Annotated in this window: 20 protein-coding genes; 12 read left to right on the forward strand and 8 right to left on the reverse strand. The window is 67.8% G+C overall.

Going from position 1 to position 19,992, the window contains the following annotated elements; genetic code table 11:
• Nucleotides 1-46: 46 nt before the first annotated feature.
• A complete protein-coding gene (locus AC3A6P_RS18890; protein WP_487693199.1) occupies nucleotides 47-1,231 on the forward strand; it encodes an MFS transporter in 1,185 nt (394 codons plus the stop codon).
• On the opposite strand, the gene AC3A6P_RS18895 is transcribed toward AC3A6P_RS18890, so the two are convergent.
• Complete coding sequence (locus tag AC3A6P_RS18895; protein WP_487693200.1) at nucleotides 1,200-2,555, reverse strand: cytochrome P450; 1,356 nt, start codon at nucleotides 2,553-2,555, stop codon at nucleotides 1,200-1,202. The genes AC3A6P_RS18890 and AC3A6P_RS18895 overlap by 32 nt on opposite strands.
• A gap of 110 nt (nucleotides 2,556-2,665) precedes the next feature.
• On the opposite strand from AC3A6P_RS18895, the gene AC3A6P_RS18900 reads away from it, so the two are divergent.
• Together AC3A6P_RS18900 and AC3A6P_RS18905 are read left to right on the forward strand one after the other, a co-directional pair.
• The gene (locus tag AC3A6P_RS18900) at nucleotides 2,666-3,322 is read left to right on the forward strand and encodes a TetR/AcrR family transcriptional regulator (protein WP_487693260.1); all 657 of its coding nucleotides are present in this window, start codon (nucleotides 2,666-2,668) and stop codon (nucleotides 3,320-3,322) included.
• The gene (locus AC3A6P_RS18905) at nucleotides 3,319-4,494 is read left to right on the forward strand and encodes a serine hydrolase domain-containing protein (RefSeq protein WP_487693201.1); all 1,176 of its coding nucleotides are present in this window, start codon (nucleotides 3,319-3,321) and stop codon (nucleotides 4,492-4,494) included. The genes AC3A6P_RS18900 and AC3A6P_RS18905 overlap by 4 nt, the downstream gene beginning before the upstream one ends.
• On the opposite strand, the gene AC3A6P_RS18910 is transcribed toward AC3A6P_RS18905, so the two are convergent.
• Nucleotides 4,491-4,991, reverse strand: a complete 501-nt coding sequence (locus AC3A6P_RS18910) for a hypothetical protein (protein WP_487693202.1) — start codon at nucleotides 4,989-4,991, stop codon at nucleotides 4,491-4,493. The genes AC3A6P_RS18905 and AC3A6P_RS18910 overlap by 4 nt on opposite strands.
• A gap of 32 nt (nucleotides 4,992-5,023) precedes the next feature.
• Here AC3A6P_RS18910 and AC3A6P_RS18915 point away from each other — a divergent pair, with 32 nt between their 5' ends.
• A complete protein-coding gene (locus tag AC3A6P_RS18915) occupies nucleotides 5,024-5,851 on the forward strand; it encodes a hypothetical protein (RefSeq protein WP_487693203.1) in 828 nt (275 codons plus the stop codon).
• Here the strand turns inward: AC3A6P_RS18915 and AC3A6P_RS18920 are convergent.
• Together AC3A6P_RS18920 and AC3A6P_RS18925 are read right to left on the reverse strand one after the other, a co-directional pair.
• A complete protein-coding gene (locus tag AC3A6P_RS18920; RefSeq protein ID WP_487693204.1) occupies nucleotides 5,836-6,303 on the reverse strand; it encodes a PPOX class F420-dependent oxidoreductase in 468 nt (155 codons plus the stop codon). The two genes, AC3A6P_RS18915 and AC3A6P_RS18920, sit on opposite strands and share 16 nt — an antisense overlap.
• 29 nt (nucleotides 6,304-6,332) lie before the next feature.
• Nucleotides 6,333-7,700 (reverse strand): MFS transporter, encoded by a 1,368-nt coding sequence (locus tag AC3A6P_RS18925; RefSeq protein WP_487693261.1) that lies wholly within the window; start codon nucleotides 7,698-7,700, stop codon nucleotides 6,333-6,335.
• A gap of 120 nt (nucleotides 7,701-7,820) precedes the next feature.
• On the opposite strand from AC3A6P_RS18925, the gene AC3A6P_RS18930 reads away from it, so the two are divergent.
• On the forward strand, nucleotides 7,821-8,417 hold the full coding sequence (locus AC3A6P_RS18930) for a TetR/AcrR family transcriptional regulator (RefSeq protein WP_487693205.1): 597 nt from the start codon (nucleotides 7,821-7,823) through the stop codon (nucleotides 8,415-8,417).
• Between the two features lie 4 nt (nucleotides 8,418-8,421).
• Here the strand turns inward: AC3A6P_RS18930 and AC3A6P_RS18935 are convergent, their stop codons facing one another.
• From AC3A6P_RS18935 to AC3A6P_RS18950, 4 genes are read right to left on the reverse strand one after another with little or no spacing between them, the layout of a single operon-like run.
• On the reverse strand, nucleotides 8,422-9,708 hold the full coding sequence (locus tag AC3A6P_RS18935; RefSeq protein ID WP_487693262.1) for a hypothetical protein: 1,287 nt from the start codon (nucleotides 9,706-9,708) through the stop codon (nucleotides 8,422-8,424).
• A gap of 11 nt (nucleotides 9,709-9,719) precedes the next feature.
• Nucleotides 9,720-10,136 (reverse strand): hypothetical protein, encoded by a 417-nt coding sequence (locus tag AC3A6P_RS18940; RefSeq protein ID WP_487693206.1) that lies wholly within the window; start codon nucleotides 10,134-10,136, stop codon nucleotides 9,720-9,722.
• A gap of 17 nt (nucleotides 10,137-10,153) precedes the next feature.
• The gene (locus AC3A6P_RS18945; RefSeq protein WP_487693207.1) at nucleotides 10,154-10,318 is read right to left on the reverse strand and encodes a hypothetical protein; all 165 of its coding nucleotides are present in this window, start codon (nucleotides 10,316-10,318) and stop codon (nucleotides 10,154-10,156) included.
• Nucleotides 10,315-12,159 carry a hypothetical protein gene (locus AC3A6P_RS18950; RefSeq protein WP_487693263.1) on the reverse strand — a complete coding sequence of 615 codons (1,845 nt, stop codon included), beginning with the start codon at nucleotides 12,157-12,159 and terminating at the stop codon, nucleotides 10,315-10,317. The genes AC3A6P_RS18945 and AC3A6P_RS18950 overlap by 4 nt, the downstream gene beginning before the upstream one ends.
• A gap of 189 nt (nucleotides 12,160-12,348) precedes the next feature.
• Here AC3A6P_RS18950 and AC3A6P_RS18955 point away from each other — a divergent pair, with 189 nt between their 5' ends.
• The 7 genes from AC3A6P_RS18955 (at nucleotide 12,349) to AC3A6P_RS18985 (ending at nucleotide 19,904) form a co-directional block, all read left to right on the forward strand.
• A complete protein-coding gene (locus tag AC3A6P_RS18955) occupies nucleotides 12,349-13,029 on the forward strand; it encodes an HAD family hydrolase (protein WP_487693264.1) in 681 nt (226 codons plus the stop codon).
• 3 nt (nucleotides 13,030-13,032) lie between these two features.
• Nucleotides 13,033-13,470, forward strand: coding sequence for a hypothetical protein (locus AC3A6P_RS18960; protein WP_487693208.1), 438 nt, complete (start codon nucleotides 13,033-13,035; stop codon nucleotides 13,468-13,470).
• Between the two features lie 117 nt (nucleotides 13,471-13,587).
• On the forward strand, nucleotides 13,588-13,788 hold the full coding sequence (locus AC3A6P_RS18965) for a hypothetical protein (protein ID WP_487693209.1): 201 nt from the start codon (nucleotides 13,588-13,590) through the stop codon (nucleotides 13,786-13,788).
• 118 nt (nucleotides 13,789-13,906) lie between these two features.
• Entirely contained in the window at nucleotides 13,907-16,057 is a 2,151-nt protein-coding gene (glgX, locus tag AC3A6P_RS18970) for a glycogen debranching protein GlgX (RefSeq protein ID WP_487693210.1), read from the forward strand.
• Between the two features lie 55 nt (nucleotides 16,058-16,112).
• On the forward strand, nucleotides 16,113-16,889 hold the full coding sequence (locus AC3A6P_RS18975; protein ID WP_487693211.1) for a bestrophin-like domain: 777 nt from the start codon (nucleotides 16,113-16,115) through the stop codon (nucleotides 16,887-16,889).
• 50 nt (nucleotides 16,890-16,939) lie between these two features.
• The gene (locus tag AC3A6P_RS18980; protein WP_487693265.1) at nucleotides 16,940-18,865 is read left to right on the forward strand and encodes a flavin-containing monooxygenase; all 1,926 of its coding nucleotides are present in this window, start codon (nucleotides 16,940-16,942) and stop codon (nucleotides 18,863-18,865) included.
• 7 nt (nucleotides 18,866-18,872) lie between these two features.
• Nucleotides 18,873-19,904, forward strand: coding sequence for an alcohol dehydrogenase catalytic domain-containing protein (locus tag AC3A6P_RS18985; protein ID WP_487693212.1), 1,032 nt, complete (start codon nucleotides 18,873-18,875; stop codon nucleotides 19,902-19,904).
• Nucleotides 19,905-19,992: the final 88 nt, after the last annotated feature.

Below are 19,992 nucleotides of genomic sequence, written 5' to 3' on the forward strand. Positions count from 1 at the left end.
GGCTTATCCGGTTGAATAAACTCGACGGCTGAGTATATTAATTGCAGTGACCGCAGTTCAGCCTTCCCGCCCGGCTCAGACGAGCGTGCGCCAGAGCCTGCCCGGCCTGTTGTCGCTTGCCCTGGCCTCGTGCCTGGCGGTCACCACCGAGATGCTGCCCATCGGTCTGTTACCCGCGATCGGGCAGACCTTCGGCGCCTCCGACGCCAGCACGGGCCTGTTGGTGAGCCTGTACGCAACCATGGTCGCGGTCCTCGCGGTGCCGCTGACGCTGATCACCGCTCGCCTGCCCCGCAAGCCACTGCTGCTGTCCACGCTGGCGTGTTACGCCCTGAGCAACGCCGTGGTGGCCCTGGCGCCGGCCTTCGCGGTGCTGGCCGCGGGACGCGTGATCGGCGGCATCACCCACGCACTGTTCTTCTCGTTGTGTATCGGCTACGTGCCACGCCTGGTGGACCGTGCGCTCGTCGGCCGGGCGTTGTCCATCGCCACCGGCGGCGCCTCGGCGGGTTTTGTTCTGGGCGTGCCGATTTCGACATCGCTCGGCAACGCCGTCGGATGGCGGCTGTCGTTCGGGCTGTTGGCCGCCCTGGCCGTGGTGACGCTGCTGCTGGTGACCCGGCTGCTGCCCGCCGTCGACTCCGGCACACCGGAGCGTCCGGCCGAGAGCAGCGGCCGCCGCCGCGACCTGACCGCGGTCGCCGCCGGGAACACCCTGACCTACCTGGGTCAGTTCACGCTGTACACGTTCATCAGCGTTCTCCTGCTCGGCGCCGGGGCGGCACCGGCGTTCATCGGTCCGATCCTGTTGGTGTGCGGCGCTTGTGGACTGCTCGGGCTGTGGCTGGCCGGCCGCGGTCTGGATCGCAATCCCCGCCGTACGACGTGGCTGTCGCTGGGCGCCGTTGTGCTCGCCGTGACCGCGTTCGGCGCGGGCTTCCCGGCGCTGATTCCATTGGTACTGGCCGCCGCGGTCTGGAACGGGGCCTTCGGCGGGGTGCCGCTGATCTACCAGGCCTGTTCGGTGCGCACCCACGCAGTGTCGCCGGAAATGGCCGGCGCCTGGGTCAATTCGACCGCCAACATCGGTATCGCCGGCGGAGCGGCACTGGGCGCTGCCCTGTTGCCCACCCTGGGTCCGGCCTGGCTGCCCTGGGTGGCGGTCGCCCTGGTCGCCGGCTCACTCACCGTGAGTCTGTTCACGCCGCGGGCGTTCCCGGCGCGCCCGTGACTGCGCGGCGGTGCACGGTGACCCGGCCGCCGTTCTTGGGTGTGAACGCGATTCCGCGGGAATGCCACTTCTCACCTGCGCGCGAGGTGGTGTCTATTCTGAAGTCGCGCAACACCGTTCGCAGCACCACGTCCATCTCCATGTTGGCGAACGCAGCGCCGACACAGCGCCGGGTGCCGCCACCGAACGGCACCCAGGCGAAGGTGTTCGGCCGCTTGCCGAGGAAGCGTTCGGGGTCGAACACCTCCGGGTCGGGGAATTCGTCCGAGTTGCCGTGCACCTGGCCGATCGCGACGCTCACCGAATAACCCTGCGGTATCCGGTATTCACCGAGTTCGAACCCTTGCGCCAGGACGTGCCTGCCCGCGAAATCGATGACGGTGCGGTTGCGCTGCACTTCCAGGATGACGGCCTGGCGGTATTCGTTGCCGTCGCCGCTCGCTTCCTCGACCAGCCGGGCCAGCACGGCCGGATGCCGGGAGATCCGCTCGAAGCTCCATGCCAGCGTCGACGCGGTGGTCTCGTGGCCGGCAGCCAGCAACGTCAGCAGCTCGTCGCCGATCTCACTGCGCGACATGGGCGAGCCGTCCTCGTAGGTGCTGCGCAACAGCAGCGCCAGGATGTCGGTGCGCTGCTCCAGCGCCGGATCGCGGCGCGCCTGTTCGATCAGCTGGTCCACCACGGCGTTGTATTCGCGGCGGTAGGACTCCAGCCGGCCCCATGGGGTCCACGAACCGAAAGTCCTTGCCGGCGTGGGTAAGATCGCCAGCCTGGAGCCGAGCGTCACCCACGGCGGGATGATGCGCTGCAGCGTCTGCAGACGCGCACCGTCGGCACCGAAGATGGCGCGCAGGATGATGTTCAGCGTTATCCGCATCATCGGCTCGAGGGTTTCGAGCTCCTCGCCGTCACGCCAGGAAGCCGTCTCCCGCACCGTCTCCTCTTCGACGATGCGTTCGTAGTTCTTCATCGCCTTGCCGTGAAACGGTGGGGTCAGCAACTTGCGCCGACGGCGGTGTTCGGCGCCCTCGAGGGCGAACACCGAGCCGGGCCCGAAGATCCTGCTCAGGTTGGGCTGGATGTTGCCCAGGTCCTCGGTGCTGGCGGTGAAGACCTGCTTGGCCAGCAGCGGGTCGGTGACCACCACCATGTTGCCGAACACCGGTACGCGGATGGTGAAGGCGCTGCCGTAGCGGGCGCGCAACACGCTGATGGTCTGCCTGCGGAACAGCGCGTAGCCGAGGCCCTGCAGCACCTTGGGTACCGGCGCCATCGGTGGCACCCGGAGTGCGATGTCCGGTTCTGGTTCGGCGTGCACGGTCATGGATCGGCCCCCTCCATTACCGCGGTACCGCACCGTACCGCGTGGTGTTCCCCCCACGGTACCCGGTGGTACCAACGGTGGCAAGGCATGCCGCCCTGCCCGGGCGACGGATGGGGGAGGATGGTGGCGTGGCCGATGTCGATGTCCCCGGGTCCACCGCTGGTGAGGACCCGTTCCGGACTCGCCTCCTCGAAGGGCTGGCCGCCTCCATCGAAGAGCGCGGTTACCGGGAGACGACGGTGGCCGATATCGTGCGGCACGCCAAGACCTCCAAGCGGACGTTCTACGACCAGTTCGGCAACAAGGACGACTGCCTGCTCGAACTGCTCGACATCGACAACGCGCGGATGATCGCCGATATCCGCGCCGCCGTGGATCCCGACGCACACTGGTACCGCCAGGTGGAGCAGGCCATCGAGTCCTACGTGAACACCATCGCCTCTCGGCCCGCGATCTGGCTGGCGTGGATCCGCGAGTTCCCGGCACTCGGCGACCGCGCCCGGCCGGTCCAGCGTCGCAGCATGGAACGTCTCACCGACATGCTGATGGACCTGACCGCCAATCCGGGCTTCGTGCGCGCGCAGTTCCCTCCCGTGACGCGGCCGCTGGCGCTGATCCTGCTGGGTGGGCTGCGCGAGTTGACCGCCAACACCATGGAAGACGGCGACGACATCCGCAGCATCACCGACACCGCGGTGGCCGCCTGTGCCGCACTGCTCAGCCACGGCCACCCGGGAGCGCACTCCGACCTCGGGGGGCGGGATTGATCGGCCGTGTGCCGCCGGACCTGACGCTGGCCAACTGGCAGTCGCCGGAGCAGCTGCACTGGGCGTTTCAGCACATGGCCGATTTCCTGCCCGTCGCGGCGATCTCACGGGGCACGGGGCCGGTCGCCGAGCTGCCGCCGGAACCCACCGCGCTCGCGGAACTGCCGTTCTACGACGCCACCCACGCCAGGCAGACCACCGTGGGCGACGTGATGGCGGAGACGGTCACCGACGGCTGGATGGTGGTGCAGCACGGCAGAACCCTCGCCGAGCACTACCACGGCGGGATGACCCCGGACACCGTCCACATCCTGATGTCGGTTTCCAAGACGCTGATCGCCGGCGTCGTCGGCGCACTGTCGGGTGCCGGCGTACTCGACGTCGACGCTGAGGTGACCGCCTACGTACCCGAGCTGGCGGCGTCCGGTTATGCGGGCGCCACCGTTCGCAATCTGCTCGACATGCGTTCCGGTATAGCGTTTTCCGAGGAGTACCTGAACCCGCTTGCCGAGGTGCGGTTGCTCGAGCAGGCCATCGGCTGGGCACCGCGTACCGTCCCCGACCTGCCGGCCACGATGTACGGCTTCCTGGCGACGTTGCGCCAGGCCGCACCGCACGGCGGCCCGTTCCACTACCGCTCGTGCGAGACCGACGTGCTGGGCTGGGTGTGCGAGGCCGCCGCCGGGCAGCGGATGCCGGAACTGATGTCCACACTGGTCTGGGGCCACCTGGGTGCGCGCAACGACGCCAGCATCGGCGTGGACCCGGTGGGCACCGGCATGTTCGACGGCGGCATCAACGCCTGCCTGAGCGACTTGGCCCGGTTCGGCTCCCTGTTCCTGTCCGACGGGGTATCACGCACCGGTGTGCAGGTGTTGCCGCAGGCGTGGGTGGCCGACACTCTGACCGGCGGGCCGGACTCCCGGGCCGCGTTCGCCGCCAGCCCGGATGACAACCGGATGCCCGGCGGCATGTACCGCAATCAGATCTGGTTGCCTTATCCCGGTGACAACGTGCTGATGTGCATCGGCATCCACGGCCAGATGATCTACATCAACCGCGCCGCCGACATGGTGGCCGCCAAACTGTCCAGCTGGCCGTTGCCCCAGGACACCGCCAAGCTGTTCTCCACCCTGGCCGCCTTCGACGCGATCGCCGCCTCGCTGAGCTAGGTGCCCAGGTCCGGCACCACGTAGCCGAACACCTGGGGGAAGCCGAGACCACCACGCAACTCTGCGGGTGTCGCCAGCAGCACGTCGCCCCGGCCCGGGTCATAGATGCGGAACCGTCCGCCTTCGAATCCGATCAGCAGCACCCAGTGCCGCGGGATCACCTTGCCCAGCAGCATCGGCACCGGCCATCCCGCGGTCACGGCGGTACGGATGGCGTCCAGCTGAGCGGCTCGGGCGAACCGCCAGTGGTAGCGCACCCCCTTGCTGTGGGCGTTGAGCGCCTCCACCATGCCGCACGGTGTGGTGCCCAAGGCGCGCGGCCACACGGTGTTGAGCTGCCGGTGCAGGGTGGCCTGTTCCGACTCGAACCAGCCGGTGAGTTCCAGCCGGGCGGCGTACTCGGGGTCCAGCATGGCCGCCGCGACGATCGCGGTACTGGGCCCACACGTCACGCCGTCGCGCTGGCGGAGCTTCAGCTTGGTGAAATCGAGCGTCATCACCTGCCAGGGTAGGCGCGATGATGGTGGGTATGGCCGACGAGGAGCTTGCTCAGCTGTACGCAGCAAGGCCGGAGGAGTTCACCGCACTGCGCACCGCATTGGCCAAGGCCGCCAAGGAACGCGGAGACACCGAGGCGGCCAAACGGATCACCGCGGCGCGTAAACCGACGACGGCCGCCTGGGTGGTCAACTCCCTGGTGCACAGTGACGACGACGCCCGCGACCGGCTTCGTGACCTGTCCGCCCAGTTACGCGACGCGCACGCCGAGATGGACGGCGACCGCATCCGGGCGCTGTCGGCCGAACAACGCCAGCTGGTGACCCAGTTGAGCAAGGCGGCGTTCGCCGCCGCCGACGTGGCCAACCCCTCGGCCGCGTTGCATGATGACGTGACGGCCACCCTGCAGGCGGCGATCGCCGACCCTGAGGTGGCCGAGCGGCTGGGCACACTGGTCAAGGCCGAGCAGTGGTCGGGGTTCGGGTTCGGTGTGTCCACCGCCAAAGGGCCGGTCCCGAAGAAGCCGCCGCCCGGGCCGCCGGTGAAGAAGCCCACCGAGAAAACCCGTGAGCGGGCCAGCGAGCAGGATCGGACCCGCCGTCGTGAGCTCGAAGCCGCCCGCGCGGCGATCGCCGAGGCGCGGCGGGCCAAGTCGGACACCGACGAGTTGATGCTGAGCCGCCACAAGGATCTGGCCGCGGCCAGGACACACCACGAACAGGCGCAGCGCCGCCTCCGCGATGCCGAACGTGCCCTGCAGGAGGCGGAACAGGCCTACGCCGACGCCGAGCAGGCCGGGCTGGCCGCCTCGGCCCGCATCACCGAGCTACGGGACCGGCTGGATCAGTTGCGCGGCTGATCAGGTGGCGGAAAGCCGCCCGTGGCCACCGGCCCCCAGCGGGCCGGCGTGATCCGGATCAGACACTTGCCCTGGTCCTGCATGGCCTGCCGGTACTCGTCCCAGGCGGGGTGTTCACCGGCGATCGCGCGGTAGTAGTCGACCAGTGCGTCCACCGCCTCGGGCAGGTCGACGATCTCGGCGTCGCCGTCGATCTGGACATACGGACCGTTGAACTCGTCGGAGAGCACCACGACGCTGGCGGCGCCGTTGCGCCGGATGTTGACGGTCTTGGCGCGCTGCGGATATGTGGAGATCACCAGGCGACCGTCGTGAACCCCTCCGGTGACAGGTGAGCTCTGCGGACTCTTGTCGGGCCGAAAGGTGGTCAGGATCATCTGGTGCCGCGGCTTCACGAACTCCAGCAGCTGATCGAGTTCCACACGGTCAGCGGTTGCGTACTTGCGGGCCATGGTGCCCACCGTAGTCACTGCCGGTTCGGTCAACGCCGGATGCGGGTCCCGCTGACCTCGGCACCGGTGTCGCGGGGCAGGCGAACGGTTTCGATGAGCGTCAGCGCCAGCATCCCGGCGAGCACCAGGTACGTCCAGGTGTAGGCCGTGCCGAGGTCGCCGCCCGCCAGCGGGGTCAGCTGGCTGAGCAGCAGCGCCGCCACCGCGATGCCCACACCGGCGGCGAGTTCCTGCACCGAGGCGTTCAGCGTGTTGCCGTGGGTGAGGTTGTCGCCTTCGACGTCGGCGAAGGCCAGGGTGTTGTAGGCGGTGAAGCCGATGGAGCGCAGCGCGCCGCTGACGTAGAGGATCACCACGATGGCCCACACCGGCAGTCCCGGCTGCAGCACCGCCAGCAGCGCGAACCACCCGACCGACACCACACCGTTGACGAGCAGCACCCGCTTGATCCCGAACCGTCGCATCAGCGGCGTGGTGACCGGCTTGATGGTCAGATTGCCGGCGAACAGCGCGGCCACCATCAGCCCGGCCATGAAGGGGGTCCAGCCGAACACCAGCTGGAATTGCAGCGGCAGCAGGAACGGGACCGAGGTGATGACCATCCGGTACAGCGATCCGGCGGTGACGGTGATCCGTAACGACCGGAACCTGAGCACACTCAGCCTGATCAGCGGCTGTGCGGCGCGGCGCAGGTGGACGACGGCGCCCCCGAGCAGGACCACGGCGACGGCACCACCGATCGCCACGAGCAGCCAGTCGGTGCCGGTGACGCGGATGCTCTCCAGGGCGATCAGCGCCGCCGCGATTCCCGCGCCCAGGGCCAGCAGGCCGCGCCAGTCCAGAGGCCGCGCCGAGTCGGCGGGCCCGCCGCGCATCAGCTTGAGCGCCAACAGGAAACCGGCGATCCCGATCGGGATGTTGACGATGAAGATCCACCGCCATGAGCCGAGCGTGGCGATGGCACCGCCGAGGACGGGCGCCACCACCGGTGCGGCCAGTGCCGGCCAGGTGAGCAGCGCAATGGCGCGCACCCGGTCGAGCTTGTCGCTGTAGCGCAGTACCGCGAGCCTGCCGACGGGCACCATCATGGCCCCGCCGATTCCCTGCAGCACCCGCATCCCCACCAACATGGGCAGCGAGACGCTGAGCGCGCAGCCGATCGAGGCCAGGGTGAACACGACGATCGCGGTGAGGAAGACGCGGCGGATACCGAACCGGTCGGTCATCCATCCGGTGGCGGGTATCAGCACCGCGACGGTCACCAGATACGCCGAGATCGCGACGTTGACGTCCACCGGTTCGACGCCGAAGGACGAGGCGATCAGCGGGATGGCCGGGGTGATGATCGTGGCGTCGAGGATCTCCATGAAGAAACACCCGGCCACCAGCAGTGCCATTCCCAACGGGAACGCGGTTCGCTCAGCGGATGACACCGCACAAGTGTTCCAGTGGGCGCGTCGCCGGACGCGGCCGGATTGCTTTACAGCCGATAACGAAACGCGGGTAGGGTTCCACCGGTGACGGCTGCACCTGCACCGACCGCGGGCCGGCCGCGCGATCCCGAGAAGGACATCGCCGTCGTGGCGGCCACCCGCGAACTGCTGGTGGAGGCCGGCTATCAGGGCGCCACGGTGGTGGCGATCGCGCGCCGCGCCGGTGTGGGCGCCCCGACGATCTACCGCCGCTGGCCCAATAAGGAAGCGCTGATCGAGGAGGCCGCGTTCGGGCACGCACAGCCCGCGCCGCTTCCGGTCGCCACCGGCGATCTGCGCGCGGATCTGCGGGCGTGGACGGCGATGTTCCTGGAGTGGCTGGCCGACCCGGTGACGCGGGCCGCACTGCCCGGATTGCTGGCCGCCTACCATCGCGACGAAGAACTCTACGAACGCCTGGTGGTGCGATCCGAACTCGACGTACGAACCGCCATGGCCGACCTGTTGGCGCCCACGCTGGCGAAATTGCCTGCAGCACAACGGGATATCCGGTCCGATGCGGTGTTCGACTTCCTGGTGGCCTCGACCGCGACACGCGCGATGACGCGCGGGTTGGCGGATCGGGAGGCCTACTGCAGCCGAACGGCCGACGCCTTGGCCGTCCTGGCGACGGCGCCCTGAGGCGTCATCCGCCGAACAGCAGGTACAGGCCGGTGAAGGTGTAGGCGACCATCACCAGCATCATCACGAGCTGCCCGGTCAGCTGATGCCTCTTGGGTAGCAGGCGCAGGGCCGCGTCGTGCGCGGCGACCACCCCGGCCATGTGGCCGGCGACCACGCAACCGACCTTGATGGTGGCCAGCACGCCGGGGTGGGTGGACAGGATGTAGTGCACGTCCCAGCTCAGGCCCAGGGGTTCGACCAGCAGGATCACCGTCTGTTGCCCGCGCTCGACGAGATACGAAAGGTAATGCGCCGCAACGTATCCGATCACGATGGGAATCAGCGAGTGCGCCAGCTGCCCCGGGAGCCGACGGCGTCGCTCGGCGTCCACTCCCCCGGTGGCCCGCGCCGCCCCCCAGAACGACACTCCCACCACGGCGATGAACACCGCCAACCCGAGGGTGCGCACACCGCTGGCCACCCACGGGTCATCGCTGATCCCGTCGACGAAACTGCGCCACCCCGGCATGGCCGAGAAGCTGTCGAACGCCGTCGATCCCAGCAGCACGGCCAGCACCGTGACGGTGCCCCGACGCACCGGAAGCGTACGGAGATGGTCGAACGGATTACCGACCACCAGCACACCCGCGGAGTTGCGCCGAAACGGCGACATGCGCGACGCGGCAACGCTGTAGACCTCGAACGGGTCTGCCCGCGTGAACCAGCGGGCGCCGCAGACGGCCGCTCCGGCGAACATCGCCACCGCATACACCAACAGCCACAGCGAAATCGCGAACACCGAGCCGGGATCGGGGCTGGCCAGTTCCAGCCACACGAACGCGAACAAGCCCAGCGCCGCGGGCCGGTACCCCCACCCGGGCGGGTAATCGCGCCGCCCCGCGGCCAATCTGGTTGGCAGGAACCGCCATACGGTGCGCACGGGAGAGATCACCCGCCATACCGGACCCACCACCACCGACACCGCCACCACACCCACCCATAGCAGCACGTAGAACGTCCCGGGCAGTGGATTGTCGGCGTCCTGTGGAGCGGTCGCGGCCAGCACCAGCACCCAGACCGCCAGCGCGAGCACCAGGATGGCAGCCGTCCACCGGGTGACCGGGCTGTCGACGACGCGGCTGAGCCGATCAGGCAGGCGGCGGCCCGGTTTGGCCGGATCGAAGCGCGGAGAGCGCCACGCGAACGCCACGACGACGAACGTCAACGTCAGCGCCCACGCCGCGCCGATCAGGGCGTAGGTGGGCGGGATCGGCAGATCCGTCGAGCCACCGAGCCCATGGGCGAGCATGGCGGCCTGGGTCACGGGCGAACCTGGATGGTCGCCACGGTGCGGTGCAGTTCATGCAGCTCCACCTCGACGCGTCCGGGTATGTCGACGGTGAACTGAAAGGTCTGCGCGGGAGCGGCTTTCACCTCGAACGTGTACTCCGGTACGGCGTGCACGTGTAGCTCATCGGCGGCGTCGCTGCTGACGTTCACGGTGATCGGGGTACCCACCTGCGCTTCCAGGGTGGCGTTGGTGGGGGTCACCGTACCTGCGGCGATGGTGATGTCGAGCGAGGGACCGGATGGTGCCGGCTCGGCCTGGCTGGACGACACGCCGCTCGCCGGCGGGGCTCCCGCGGACGCGCTGCCTGACGGCATGGCACCGGACTGGGCGGGGCCGGATTGGCTTGTGCCGCAACCGCTGAGCACCAACGCTGTGCCGATCAGCACGCACGCAGTACGGTACCTCACTGTTCCCCTTCGTTGGGTTCCGCCGGATCGTCACCCTGACGCCGGTCGCGTACCGCGATGAAGAGCACCACCCCGGCGACGATCACGGCGGGGATCAGGGCGGGCAGAGCGAGCAGCAGGGTGTGGTCGGCGAGGTAGATGACGTCGTGGTGCGTTGTCATGTACCGGGGGACACCCTCGGTCGGGTGTCCTTGCGCTGAGCCGGTTCGGGTTCGCTGCCGTTGATCCGGCCGGCACCCCACGTCAGGGCGGCGATCAGGATCAGTGTGCAGATGAGCACCACGATCGACGCCGCCGTGAACAGCCAGCTCGGGTGGTCGAAGTTGCGTTCGCGCTGCAGGATGGTGATCTCGGGGACGAAATCCCGGGTGGCGTTGGCCTCGGCCGGCACTTCCTGGGCGCCGATTCCAGGGTCGCCGGCCAGGAAGATCGGCACGCCCGCCATGGTGGTGCCGTCCTGGACGCGCAACAGCGTCTTCCACGTGCCTGACACCGGGATGGGTCGGGTGGACCGGTAGTGCCCGGGGCCGACCCGATCGAGCCGGTCTATCACCAACCCGCGTTCGTTCTCCAGACCACCCTGCCAGGCCAGAATCGTCACCCACTCAGGGTTGTCACTGATGAGGTCCGGCGGATTGATCCGGACGTCGGCCGACACCATCCGCTGGTCATTCTGCGCGGGTAGGTCGGTCAACGCGATTGTGGCCGTGGCATTCTCCGGAACCTCGGTGCGCAGACCGTTGGCCACCGCGCCGCCGATGACCAGTACCGTCAAGACCACCAGGCTGATTCCGATCGCGGGCCGCGGTAGCCGCACCCCGGTGAGCACCATGGCCAGCAGCGCACCGCAGACACCCATGAGCACCGCCACCGGGATCGCCATGCCGAGGGCTTCGGCCCACATGCTGGTGGGCCACGGGTAGTGGTAGACCGCCGCGATCCACAGCGACTCCAACCACAACCCGGCGGTGCCCACGAGCAGTCCCGCGACCGCGCCGAAGACGATGTGCCGCTTGATCAGCGGGGTGAGGGCCAGCAGTTCGACCACGATGGCCGGGCCGAGATACAGCGGGAACCAGCTGGTGGGCGCCCCCAGCACCGGGCCCACCACGAGTGCCACGGCGCCGCGCAGCCCGATCGCGATCAGCGCGGCGGCGATGGCCGCACCACGGCCGAGCACCAGACGCGCGGCCACCAATCCCAGCGCCGCGGCACCGGCGATCATCATCGGCTGCAGGGCCAGGCGGAACTGCTCGACGCCGAAGTCGTATTCGATCTGGTACACCGACAATCCGATGAGCAACCCGCCGAAAGACAAGTACTGGACGAACTTCAGGAACTTGGTGTCCGGGGGCGCGTCCGGTCCCATGGCCCGTCTGCCTTCGTATTCCAGCAGCAGCACCGCGATCAGCGAGAGCCCGGCGCCGCCGATCAACATCAGGTGCGTCGGGCCCCACAATGTGACGTCTTGGCCGAAGATCCGGTGCCACACGTCGTCGAGGGGGAAGCCGATCAGCGCGTACAACCCGCACGCCGTCATCAACAGACCGCCCACCGGGGCGAACCAGGTACGCGTGATGCGCACCGCGGCCGAGCCTGGCTTGTCGTACGGCAGTACGACCGAGAGCGCTCCGGCGATGAACAGCAGGAAGAGCCCGAACAGGATGAAGTAGTGCGCGGGGTTCGCCAGCGGACCCGAGTCGCGACCCTTCCCGATGTGCAGGCTGACATCCCAGATGAAGCCGAACAGCGCACAGATGATGGTGGCGGTGAACAGGAAGACCTGCAACGCCACCCAGGGTGGCCGGTTGAACTTGGCACCGGTACGGCCGGCGAAGGTCTGGAGCCACGTGATCTTGCGGGTCCGGTGCTGGTAACCGATCCACAACAGCACCACGGTCACGATGCCGGCGGCCACGGACAGACCGAGCACTTGATCCAGTGCGGCGCCACCACCTTCACTCGTGGCGGCCAGGATGGCGGGACCCGAGGTGGCATTCATCGACGTCACAAGGCTGAGTATGGACGGTTCGCGGGCGGTTTCAAGGGGGTTCGGGGGATTACCCGGACCGCCGGTACCGCTGTGATGGGGTGAACGCCCACTTCGGACCCGGTTTTACGTTCGGGCGAATTTGTCAAAAATCTTTCTCGTCGGGAGAAGATAGGGCGGCTGCGGAGCGGGTAATTGAGCGTGGTGCGTTCCGCTGCAGTTCTCTTCGATGTCGACGGCACCCTGGTCGATTCGAACTACCTCCACGTCCACGCCTGGTCCCGGGCCTTTGCCGAGGAGCACTTCGAGGTGTCCTCCTGGCGGGTGCACCGGTGTATCGGAATGGACGGCTCCACTCTGGTGGACACGTTGTCCGATGGCGCCGAGGAGGATGTGCAGCACCGGCTCAAAGATCTGCACTCGCGCTACTACCAGGAGACGGCCGGTCTGTTGAAGCAGCTGCCGGGAGCCCGGGCACTGCTCGAGCGGGTCGAGCAACTGGGTCTGCAGGCGGTGCTGGCCACCTCGGCGCCCGAAGACGAACTGCAGTTGTTGCGCCGGGTTCTCGACAGCGAGGACGTGGTGTCGACGGTGACGTCGTCGGAGGACGTGGACACCGCCAAACCCGAGCCCGACATCGTCGCAGTGGCGTTGGAGCGGGCCGGAGTGACGGCAGAGCGCGCCGTCTTCGTCGGCGATGCGGTGTGGGACGTCGAAGCGTGTGTGCGCGCCGGCGTGCCCTGCATCGGCCTGTTGTCCGGTGGCGTTTCACGTGGCGAACTCGAGACTGCCGGTGCGATAGCGGTTTTCGAGGACACAGCTGATCTGCTCGAGAATCTGGAGTCCACCCGGATCGGCGAGCTCGCGCGGAAGGGTGGCTGACCGATGTCCATTGAGCAGGCCGAACAGGGCCTCGACCGCCGGCCCGCCGGGGTCGATGACGCCACCGTAGAGGCCACGGGCAAGCTGTCCGAGGCGCTGGAGACCATCGAACGCGCCCGGGGCGCGCTGTACACCTTCCACCAGCTGATGGGACACGCCGACTTCCAGGTGGGCGAGGCGTGCGAGAAATTGCGCGCCGCCGGCCACGACGAGATCGCCGAACGGTTGGAGACCGACCTGGTGGGGCGCAACGTGCTGCCGGGCCGGTGGACGTTCCAGGTGGTCGAAGAGTTCGACGACGTCTACTGGTCGGTGTTCCGCGAGCACGAGCGGACCGTGCGCCAGGAGCTGCTGGGTGGGATCCGCCACGTTTTCGAGGCAGAGATGAAACAGGACCGACGCACCCCCGGCCGCCCGGGACACGAGGCGACCCCCGGCTGAACCCACCCCGGAGTTATTGCCGCAACGGTCAGTTTCACCGGGTCCGTTTCGGGTATCCCGCAGCTCGAGATCGGGCGCCCGCCCGGACCTACGAGAGGGAAAGGCACGAACGGCGACATGGCGAACACCACATCCGAGCACCAGTGGACACCCGACGCGAGCTCGGTTGACGCAGGCGTCGTCGCCGCCGATCTACAGCTGTTCGGCGACCCTGGCCTGGCGTTATTCGGTGGAAACGGGTCACTGTCACCCACCACGCTGCGCTCGGGTACCAGCACCGCCTCCCTCTATCACGGTCGGCACCGTGCCGCCGAATGACGCTCCTGCCGCCAAACGCGCCAGTGTGCACCCAGAAAGGTCAGTGGATAGGTTGAACCCCTCACCCCCAACGCGAGGAGTCGACCGTGATGACCGCCCGGCGCAAGCGAGCCAGCACGTGAGCCCGGCATCCCAGCCGGCCGAGATCTGGCCCGGTAAGGCGTATCCGCTGGGCGCGTCCTATGACGGCTCGGGCACCAACTTCGCCCTGTTCAGCGAGGTCGCCGAGAAGGTCGAACTCTGCCTGTTCGAGGAGGAGGGCGCCGGAGGTTACCGGGAGACCCGTTACACGCTCCCCGAGGTCGACGGTTTCGTCTGGCATGGTTTTCTGCCCGGCATCGAACCAGGTCAGCGCTACGGCTACCGGGTGCACGGACCGTATGATCCCGGTAACGGTCAGCGGTGCAACCCGAACAAACTGTTGCTCGACCCGTACTCGAAGGCCATCGACGGCAACTTCGACTGGAACCAGTCGCTGTTCGGATACAACTTCGGTGAGCCGGACAGCCGCAATGACGACGACTCCGCGGCCAGCATGCCGAAGTCGGTGGTGATCAACCCGTTCTTCGACTGGGGCGTCGACCGCCCGCCCAAATACGAGTACGCCGACAGCTTCATCTACGAAGCGCATGTCAAAGGGCTGACCGAGACCCACCCCGACATCCCGGACTCGATGCGCGGCACCTACTCCGCCATCGGCCATCCGGCGATCATCGATCACCTCAAGGCGCTGGGTGTCACCGCCATCGAGCTCATGCCGGTGCACCACTTCGCCAACGATTCGACCCTGATCGACAAGGGCCTGTCGAACTACTGGGGTTACAACACCATCGGCTTCTTCGCCCCGGATTCCAAGTACTCCAGCAGCGGCACCCCCGGTGGCCAGGTGCAGGAATTCAAGGCGATGGTGCGCACCCTGCACGAGGCGGGTATCGAAGTGATCCTCGACGTGGTCTACAACCACACCGCCGAGGGCAACCACATGGGCCCGACGGTCTCGATGCGCGGTATCGACAACGCCGCCTACTACCGGCTCGTCGATGACGACAAGCGGTACTACATGGATTACACCGGCACGGGCAACAGCCTCAACGTCGGGCATCCGCACTCGCTGCAGCTGATCATGGATTCGTTGCGGTACTGGGTCACCGAGATGCACGTCGACGGATTCCGGTTCGACCTCGCGTCGACACTGGCCCGTGAGTTCTATGACGTCGACAAGTTGTCGACGTTCTTCGAACTGGTGCAACAGGATCCGACGGTCAGCCAGGTGAAGCTGATCGCCGAACCGTGGGACGTCGGGCCCGGCGGCTACCAGGTGGGCAACTTCCCGCCGCAGTGGACCGAGTGGAACGGCAAATACCGCGACACCGTTCGCGACTTCTGGCGCGGGGAGGCCGCCAGCCTCGGCGAGTTCGCCTCGCGGCTCACCGGGTCGGCCGATCTCTACGAGCACACCGCACGCCGGCCGGTGGCATCGATCAACTTCGTGATCGCACACGACGGTTTCACGCTGCGGGACCTGGTGTCCTACAACGAGAAACACAACGAGGCCAACGGCGAGGACAACAACGACGGCGAGAGCCACAACCGCTCGTGGAACTGCGGCGTCGAAGGCCCCACCGATGACCCGGAGATCAACGCACTGCGGTCACAGCAGCAGCGCAACTTCCTGACCACCCTGCTGCTCTCCCAGGGTGTCCCGATGATCTGCCACGGTGATGAGCTGGGCCGCACCCAGGGCGGCAACAACAACGGCTACTGCCAGGACAACGAGATCACCTGGGTCAACTGGGACGAGGCCGACCAGGAACTGCTGGACTTCGCCCGCAAGGTGTCGAATTTGCGCGCCGAGCACCCGGTGTTCCGGCGACGCCGGTTCTTCAACGGCCGGCCGGTTCGGCAGCGCGGCTCCGCCGGTGTCCCGGACATCTCGTGGTTCCGCCCGGACGGATCAGAGATGAACGACGAGGACTGGGACTCCGGCTTCGGCAAGTCGGTGGCGGTGTACCTCAACGGCCACGGCATCCCCGACCTCGATCCGCGCGGTCAACGCGTCACCGATGATTCGTTCGTGATCTGCTTCAACGCCCACCACGAACCGATCGAGTTCACGGTTCCGCCCGAGGAATTCGGTGCGGCCTGGCAGCCGGTCATCGACACCGCCGCCGATCCCGGTGCCGTCGACGGTGATCCGGTGGCGGCCACCCAAACCCTCAAGGTCGGGGCGCGCGCCATCGTGGTGCTGCAGGCGGTCGCGCAGCAGTAGGTCCCCAACGGTGTGTTGAGCACCCGAGGGAGGCCTCGCGCGGTGATAATCGGGCGTGCTGTGGCTCCTGCAGGTACCTCCCCCGGCGCTCGGCGCCCTCTGGGTGGCCGCGATCGTCGGGATCTCGGTGGGTGGACTCATCCTGTTCCGCAAGCTGGTGCCCCACACCAGGTTCGAGAATGCGAATGCGGTCTCGGGCACGGTCTTTCAACTGGGCGGTGTGCTTTATGCCGTGCTGGTGGCGTTCGTGGTGGTCGTCGTGTGGGAACAGTTCGGCGACGCCCAGGACGCCACCAGCGATGAGGCCACCGCCATCACCGACCTGTTGCGGGATTCGGCAGCCCTGCCCGCCGAAGCGCAGCAGGAGGTGCAGCAGAACCTGCTCGCCTACACCCGGTACGTGGTGGACGAGGAGTTCCCGAGGATGCGTCGCGGAGAGACGGTCGACGAACAGTCCGATCAGCTGACCGCGGTCTGGGAGAGTTATCTCAAAGTCCAGCCGGAAACCCGCAACCAGATCGCGTTCTTCGATCACGCCATCGTCCGGCTGAACGATCTGACCGCCGACCGCAAGATGCGCGTCTCCACCGGCGACGCCCAGGTACCTGGCGAACTCTGGGTACTGCTGCTGGGCGGCGGCGGCGTGATCATGGCCTTCACCTTCCTGCTGGGAACCCGGGATCTGCTGGTGCACTGCGTGGCGGTGGGGCTGACGGCGGCGCTGCTGGGCTTCGTCGTGTACCTGATCTTCGCGTTGGAACACCCGTATGTCGGTGGACTCTCGGTGTCACCCACCCCCTATGTGAACCTGCTCAAGGACTGGAGCCAGTAGACACTTTCGGGAATCTGCACACACGGCGGGAACGATGCCCTAGCGTTCGGCTGGTGGCCGCTCGCAATCCGCACGCTGGGGTGCCGTTCACCGATTCCGACGCCGACATCGCGGCGGCCCTGGAAGACGTCTCCATACCCGCACTGCTGCTGTCCTGTGTGCACATGAGCGGTGACGCCGCCCTGCTGGACGGTCCGCTCAAACCGGCCGGGCTGTTCCTCAACGAAGTCCAGGGGTTCATGAGCGAGCAGGACAAGACGGCAGCCCGCGCCCTGGCGCTCGACACCATCCGCGACTACCGCGACCGCGGCTGTCCCGAACCCGCGGCCGTGGACGGCGCCCTGCTCAAGCGGATGATGGACTGGCTGGTGTGTGAGGACGTCGCGCCCGAGTACGTGCCCATGATGCTCGAGGAGATGGAGCTCGACGGCCGGGACCAGCGTGACACCACGTTCCGCTCGACCGCGGCCGCCCGGTCCGAGTTCCCCGTCGTGGTCATCGGCGCCGGACAGTCCGGCCTGCTGGCCGCGATCCGCCTGCAGCAGGCCGGCATCCCCTACACCGTGATCGAGAAGAACCCCGGCGTGGGCGGAACCTGGTGGGAGAACACGTATCCGGGTGCCCGGGTCGATGTCGGCAATCACTTCTACTGTTACAGCTTCGAGCCTGACGACCACTGGTCGGAGTTCTTCGCCCAGCAGCCGGAACTGCAGGCCTATTTCCAGGCGGTGATGGACAAGCACGGCGTCACCCCGCACGTCCGGTTCAACACCGGCGTCACGTGCGCCGAATGGGATGAGGCCACCTCGACCTGGGCCGTCCACCTCGACACCGGGGAGATCCTGCGCGCACGGGCGGCGATCAGCGCTGTCGGCCAGCTGAACGCCCCGCACGTCCCGGACTTCATCGGCGCGGAAACCTTTGCCGGCCCGGCCTTTCACACCGCACGCTGGGACCATGACGTCGACCTGGACGGCAGGCGGGTGGTGATGATCGGCGCCGGTGCCACCGGGTTCCAGGTGGCACCCGCCATCGCCGGCCGGGTGGAGAGCCTGACCGTCTTCCAGCGCACTGCCCAGTGGATGTTCCCGAACCCCAACTATCACGCCAAGGTGGGCCCCGGGGTGCAGTGGGCGCTGCGGCACCTGCCGTTCTACGGACGCTGGTACCGCTTCCTGTTGTTCTGGCCGGGTTGCGACACCGGGTTGGCCGCCGCCAGGATCGACCCCGACTGGCCCGATCAGCAGACCTCCGTCAGCGCCGCCAACGACCTGGCACGGATGATGTTCACCGATTGGATCACAAGCCAAATAGACGGTGACTCAGACCTTCTCGCGAAGGTGATCCCCGACTATCCCGCCACCGGCAAACGGACCCTGCAGGACAACGGCAGTTGGCTGCGCACACTGACCCGCGACAACGTGGAACTGGTCCGGGACGGCGTCGCGCGTATCGAACCTCATGCCGTGGTGGCGACAGACGGCACCCGGTATCCCGCCGACGTCCTGGTCTACGCCACCGGTTTCCGGGTCAACGACATGCTGTCCTCGCTGAAAGTACACGGCCGCAAGGGAATCGAACTACACGACTACTGGGGACCCCAGCCGTCGGCATATCTCGGTATCACCGTGCCGGACTTCCCGAACTTCTTCTGCCTCTACGGCCCCGGCACCAACCTGGCCAGTGGCGGAAGTCTGATCTTCCACTCCGAGTGCGAGGTCCGCTACATCATGGGGTGCCTGGACCTGCTGATCGCCGGCGGTAAGCGCGCCATGGAGCCGCGGCAGGACCGCTATGACGACTGGTACCGGCGCAGCCAGGCAGAACTCGAGACCATGGTGTGGTCACATCCGGCGATCGAACACAGCTTCTACAAAGACGCCGCCGGAAAGGTGCACTCGCTGAGTCCCTGGCGGCTCGTGGACTTCTGGACCTGGACCCGCAGCCCTGACCCCGACGATTTTGTCCTGAGCTAGGGGGACCATGCGCACCGTACTGATCGACGCCCCCGGGCAGATCCGGGTGGACACCGTCGCCGATCCCGCCCTGCCCGGATCCGGCGGCGCCGTGGTGGCCGTGGACACCGCCGCCATCTGCGGCTCCGATCTGCACTTCTACGACGGTGATTATCCACTGCCACAACCGGTTCCGCTCGGGCACGAGGCGGTGGGCACCGTCGTCGAGGTGGGCGCCGACGTGCGCACCGTGACGGTGGGAGACCGGGTGCTGGTGTCCTCGGTCGCCGGCTGCGGCCGCTGCGCCGGCTGCGCGACACACGACCCCGTCACGTGCGTGTCCGGGCCGCAGATCTTCGGATCCGGCGCTCTCGGGGGTGCACAGTCGGAACTGCTGGCCGTGCCCGCCGCGGATTTCCAGCTGTTGCCGATTCCCGACGGTATCGACACCGAAGCGGCGCTGCTGCTCACCGACAACCTGGCCACCGGCTGGGCGGGCGCCCAACGGGCCGACATCCCGCCGGGCGGCACCGTGGTGGTGCTCGGCCTGGGCGCGGTCGGGCTGTGCGCGGTCCGCAGCGCCATCGCCCAGGGCGCGGGCACTGTCTTCGCGGTCGACCCGGTGCAGGGCCGCCGCGACCTGGCCGCGCGATCGGGCGCCACGCCGCTGGCACCGCCGGCGGTGGGTGCCGTGTTCGATGCCACCGCCGGCCGCGGCGCGGCATCGGTGATCGACGCGGTGGGCAATGACACCACCATGACCGACGCGCTGACGTGCGTACGCGCCGGCGGCACGGTGTCCGTGATCGGCGTCCACGATCTGAACCCGTTCCCGTTCCCGGCGCTGATGAGCCTGGTGCGCAGCGTGACCCTGCGGATGACCACGGCACCGGTGCAACGCACCTGGCCGGAGCTGGTGCCGCTGATCCGGGCCGGGCGCCTCGACACCAGCGGCATCTTCACCGACTTCCTGCCGTTGGACGCCGCGCCGCAGGCCTATGCCGCCGTCGCCGCCCGGACCGCCGAGTGTGTGAAAGTGGCGCTGACGGTCAAGACGTAGCGAGATGAACCGACTCTCGGCGGCACTGTCGCAGAGGCGGTAGCAGCACCGTACTGCCGTCTGATCTGCTGCGGGTCGGCGACCGGGT

The sequence above is a fragment of the Mycobacterium sp. Soil_C_30 genome (assembly GCF_057656995.1).